Genomic DNA, 4885 nt, shown 5'->3' on the forward strand with positions numbered 1-4885 from the left:
AACCTGATGACGTACGACATGCACGGCGCCTGGGACGGCGACGGGCCGACGTACCACCAGTCCCCGCTGTACTCGGGGGCCAACGACCCGTCCGACCCGATCGCGGTGTTGATCTGCTTCAGCAGGGTGGCGTTCTCGTCCAGGCCGAGCAGGGAGTACATCATCGCGCCGGCCAGGCCGCGCTGCTTGGCGTAGTCCGCCCTGGCCTGGATGGACTTCTGGTCCAGGCCGGTGAAGAACTCGCCGTCCTTGTAGAAGTAGGACGCCTTCGCCTCGTCGTCCCAGTACGTCGTCGCCGGGTTGTCGACGATGCCGCCCAGCTCCTTGTAGTGCGCGATGCCGGCCTGCTGGCTGAGCGGGCGGGGGGAGGAGCCGCCGGTCGCGGACTGGGCCAGACCGTGGGTGGTGCCCGCCGGGACGCCCTTCCAGCCGCGGTAGTAGAACTCGTAGCCCAGGGTCAGCTTGTTCGCGGGGAAGCCGCCGGCGATGCCGTAGGCCGGCTTGCCGTCGAGCCAGGAGTCGACCGCGTTGTCGATCGAGTACTTCTCGGTGCCGGGCGCGACCGGGTCGGACGGGTCGTTGGCCCCCGAGTACAGCGGGGACTGGTGGTACGTCGGCCCGTCGCCGTCCCAGGCGCCGTGCATGTCGTACGTCATCAGGTTCGCGTAGTCGAGGTACTGGCCGATCTTGTCGGTCTCGATGTTCGCGATCTTGTCCTGGCCGGCCCCGAAGGCGGCGGTGAGCAGGTACTTCTTGCCGCCGTTCGCAGCGCCGTACGCGTCGAGCTGCTTACGGAACTCGGCGAGCAGCAGGGTGAAGTTCTGCTTGTCCTCGGGGGCGTAGTGATTGCCCAGGTGGCCGCCCGCGGAGGCGGGGTACTCCCAGTCGATGTCGATGCCGTCGAAGATGCCGGCCGCCGAGCCGGGGCCGCCGTAGCCGCCCTCGACCGGCAGGTTGCCCTTGATGTACTGGTCGATGCAGGAGGAGACAAGCTTCTTGCGGCTCGCGTCCGTCTTCGCCGCGTCGCTGAAGTACTTGGAGTAGGACCAGCCGCCCAGCGAGATGTTGATCTTCAGGTGGGGGTACTTCGCCTTCAGTTCCTTGAACTGGTTGAAGACGCCCACGATGGGCTGGTCCCACTTGTCGGCGACGCCGTCGACGCTGTCCGCCGCGCTGAAGGACTTCTGGTAGTCGGCGTACGAGTCGCCCGCACCGTCGCCCGCGTTGGGGTTGTTGTCGTCGCCCGCCGCCTTGTTGGCCTCGAAGCAGGTGAGGTCGGTGGGGTGGATGTTGCCGAACGAGTAGTTGATGACGTCCAGCTGGCCGGCGATGCCCCGGGTGTCGAGGTGCTTCGGGTAGAAGGCGTTGCCGTAGACGCTCCACTGGTCGTAGTACGCGATGCGCACGTTGCCGGGCGAAGCGGAAGCCGGTGCGTCGGCCGCCTGGGCGGAGCCGATGCCGACGGTCGCGGCGAGGCCGCCGGTGGCGAGGGCCGTGCTCAGCAGCGCGGCGATCAGAGTTTTACGGGGGTGCACGTGCGGCCTCCAGCGGGGGAGCGGGTGGTGCTGTGGATGGGCTGGAGCAGTGATAACCGGCCCGTGACCAGCACGTCAACGATTCCAACGAGATTAGGACTAGACCAATTTGACGCTGTCTGGGCCGCGCAGTGGGCGCCTCGGTGCCGGGTGGCCGTCGGCCGGTGCCGGTGACCAGCGGCTTAAGGATCGCTTAAAAGTGGGGGTGCGAGTAGTTCGGTAGCGAACCACTCGATCTTGAAAACCGGTGCTTGACCCTCCCCTTGCGTCAGGCTTGATGCTCGGTCGCGACGAAAGGGCAGAGGGATGAGCTATTCCGTGGGGCAGGTTTCGGCCTTCGCCGGAGTGACGGTGCGTACGCTGCACCACTACGACAAGGCGGGACTGCTCTCGCCCGGCGACCGCAGCCGGGCCGGGTACCGGCTCTACGGTGAAGCCGACCTGGTCCGCCTTCAGCAGATCCTCTTCTACCGCGAGCTGGGCTTCCCGCTCGCCGAGATCGCCGAGATCTTCCAGGACCCGCAGGCCAACGCCCTGAGCCACCTGCGGGCCCGGCAGGAACAGCTGGCGGCCGAGATCACTCGGCTGCAACGGCTGTCCGAGGTGGCCCAGCGGGCGATCGAGGTGCAGCGGACCGGCGTCGAGCTGACTCCGCGGGAGCGCTTCGAGGTGTTCGGGGAGATCACCGCCGACCTGAGTTACGCCACCGAGGCGGCGCTCAAGTGGGCGGACTCACCGGGGCAGCGCGAGGCGATGGCCCGTGCCGCCGCCCACACCAAGGAGGACTGGCGCCGGCTCATGGGCGAGGCGACGGCCTGGCGGGCGGAGCTGCTGGCGGCCTTCGACGAGGGGGAGCCGAGCGACGGCGAGCGGGCGACGGACCTCGCCGAGGAGCACCGGCTGCACATCTCGCGCTGGTTCACCGCCTGCCCGCCCGCCATGCACCGGCGCATCGCGGACGACTTCGCCGCCGATCCGCGCGCCTTCGCGCTGGTCGTGCCGCCGTCGGGGCAGCGTCCGGGCCTGGCGGCCTATCTGTGCAAGGCGGTTCACGCCAACGCCGCCCGCCGTACCGATGCCGAGGAGGACCGATGAGGATACTGATCGCCGCGGCCGGGTCGCGCGGTGACGTCGCGCCCTATACGGGCCTGGGCTTCGCGCTCCGCGCGGCCGGCCACGACGTCGCCCTCGCCACCACGGACGCCTTCGCACCCCTCGTCCGGGCCGCCGGGCTGGAGTACCGCGCGCTCCCGGGCAACCCGGCGGGTGGAGGCGGCGGGGCCGGGGACCGGCGCGAACTCATGCGCGCCGCCGCCGCGTTCATCGGCGACCTGGGCCAGGGGTTCGCCGACGCGACGGCCGACGGCGCGGATCTGCTGCTGCTCTCGACGACGACCGCCCCGCTGGGGTGGCACCTCGCCGAGGCCACCGGCACCCCGAGCCTCGGCGTGTACCTCCAGCCCACCGCGCCGACCGGCGCCTTCCCACCCGTCGTCACCGGCGCCCGCTCGCTCGGCCGCCCCGGCAACCGCCTGGCCGGGCGCTTCGCGCTGCGGATGACCGACCGCCTCTACGCCCCGGCGGTGACCGCGCTGCGCGAACGGCTCGGGCTGCCCTCGGCCTCGCCCTCCGCCGCACGCCGCCGGCAGGACCGGGCGGACCGGCCCGTCCTGCACGGCTTCAGCACCGCACTGGTGCCCCGGCCCGCCGACTGGCGTCCCGGCCTGCGGGTGGTGGGCAACTGGTGGCCCCATCACGACACGGACGCACAACTCCCGCCGGAACTGGAGAACTTCCTGAGCGCCGGGCCCGCGCCCGTCCTCATCGGCTTCGGCAGCATGGCATCCGGCGAAGGGAAACGGCTCAGCGAGCTCGCCGTGGCGGCCCTGCGCCGCGCCGGGCTGCGCGGCGTCCTCCAAGCCGGCAGCGCGCGGCTCGCCGCCGAGGGCGACAACGTGCTCACCGTCGGGGACGTACCGCACGCCCTGCTCTTCCCGCGCCTGGCCGCCGTGGTCCACCACGCCGGGGCCGGCACCTCGGCCGCGGCCCTGCGCGCCGGTGTTCCGGCGGTGACCGTCCCGGTGACGGCCGATCAGCCGTTCTGGGCCGCCCGCCTCGCCGCCATCGGCGCCGCCGACGAGCCGATCCCCTTCCGCTCCCTCACTGCCGAACGGCTTGCCGGCGCCCTGGACCGGGTCGTGCGGCAGGAGAGGTACGCGAAGTCCGCGGCGAGGGGCGCCGCGCGGATGGCGGGGGAGGACGGTGCGAGGCAGGTCGTGGACGCCGTCGGGCACTTGGCGGGCTGAACCCCTAGGGCACGGCCGTCCACAACCACGGCCTGGGGCCGCGCTGTCCGATGACGCACGCGGCGCGGTACCGGGCCTCCTGGCGTGCCTGCGGATGGTCGGGGTGCTCCGCCGCGATCCTGGCCGCGTACACGGTCATGCGCAGTTCCCGGATGTTCCGGAGCAACGGATAGCCGTGCCACGCGGTCACGTCGGTTCCGTACACGGCGCAGAAGTCCTCGTACTCCGCGCGTGTGAGGGTGCCGGTGGAGGTCAGTTTCGCGGCGGTGGAGGTCAGATCCCATTCCCTCGGGCCGATGGCGAAGCTTTCGAGGTCGATGAGGTACGCCGTACCGTCCGCGGCCGACGCCACGTTCCCGACCCAGGCGTCACCGTGCAGGACGCAGCGCGGCAGAAGGGAGCCGGCCAGCAGCTCGTCCCACGCCTCTTCCAGGCCGGCCGCGTGGTCCCTGAGCCGGCGCACGGTGGAGGCCTCCCACGGCGTGCGCAGACTCAGGCCCGCCCAGATCCTGCCGAACGGTTCCAGAGTCTCCAGCGGGAAGTCCGGTGCGGGCAGGGCGTGCAGCGCTCGCAGGAGATGGGCCATCTCCTGGACCGAGCCGTTCCGGTGGGAGGGCAGTTCCTCCCAGAAGGTCACGGGCCTGCCGTTCACGGTCACGGGCCGGCCCACACCCGGGAGAGGGCGGACGACCGGGATGCCGTGACCGGCGAGCCATCCGGCGACCGCGATCTCCCGGCGGGCGACGTGCGCGCGGCCGGGCCGGCCGATGCGGGCCACGATCCGGTCCGGCAGCCTCCACAGTGCGTTCTCGGCGATCCGGATCGGCGTGGCGTTCCCGCTGTCGAGCCCCAGCTCCCGGCAGGCGAGGACGAGGGTGCGGTGGGAGAGGGAGAGGGTGTCGGTGGGCAGGGCTGTCACTTCCTGATCGTCTCCTGGATACGGACGGGTGTCACCGGTGGCCGATGCCGGACGGGGTATCGCACGGGGGTGGGGTTCATCCCACCCCCGCCAGTCCGGGCGCCGGCGCCCGGACTGGCGGGGGT

4 protein-coding genes are annotated in these 4885 nt (G+C 71.5%); 2 read left to right on the plus strand and 2 right to left on the minus strand.

The window, feature by feature from the left end; genetic code table 11:
• A partial coding sequence (locus EAO73_RS35180; RefSeq protein ID WP_224756595.1) for a glycoside hydrolase family 18 protein occupies positions 1 to 1535 on the minus strand: 1535 nt, incomplete at its 3' end.
• A 306-nt stretch (positions 1536 to 1841) separates the two neighbouring features.
• On the opposite strand from EAO73_RS35180, the gene EAO73_RS35185 reads away from it, so the two are divergent.
• Positions 1842 to 2630: a MerR family transcriptional regulator gene (locus EAO73_RS35185; RefSeq protein WP_147975598.1), complete on the plus strand. Its 789-nt coding sequence runs from the start codon at positions 1842 to 1844 to the stop codon at positions 2628 to 2630.
• On the plus strand, positions 2627 to 3841 hold the full coding sequence (locus tag EAO73_RS35190; RefSeq protein ID WP_147975599.1) for a glycosyltransferase: 1215 nt from the start codon (positions 2627 to 2629) through the stop codon (positions 3839 to 3841). The genes EAO73_RS35185 and EAO73_RS35190 overlap by 4 nt, the downstream gene beginning before the upstream one ends.
• A 4-nt stretch (positions 3842 to 3845) precedes the next feature.
• Here the strand turns inward: EAO73_RS35190 and EAO73_RS35195 are convergent, their stop codons facing one another.
• Positions 3846 to 4760 (minus strand): phosphotransferase enzyme family protein, encoded by a 915-nt coding sequence (locus EAO73_RS35195; RefSeq protein ID WP_224756596.1) that lies wholly within the window; start codon positions 4758 to 4760, stop codon positions 3846 to 3848.
• Positions 4761 to 4885: the final 125 nt, after the last annotated feature.

The sequence above is a fragment of the Streptomyces sp. col6 genome, assembly GCF_008042035.1.
In the GTDB taxonomy this organism is placed as follows: Bacteria; Actinomycetota; Actinomycetes; order Streptomycetales; family Streptomycetaceae; genus Streptomyces.

Bases quoted from the DNA above. Each gene is read 5' to 3' on its own strand.
- EAO73_RS35185 (WP_147975598.1), top strand. From the start codon at position 1,842: ATGAGCTATTCCGTGGGGCAGGTTTCGGCCTTCGCCGGAGTGACGGTG.
- EAO73_RS35190 (WP_147975599.1), top strand. From the start codon at position 2,627: ATGAGGATACTGATCGCCGCGGCCGGGTCGCGCGGTGACGTCGCGCCC.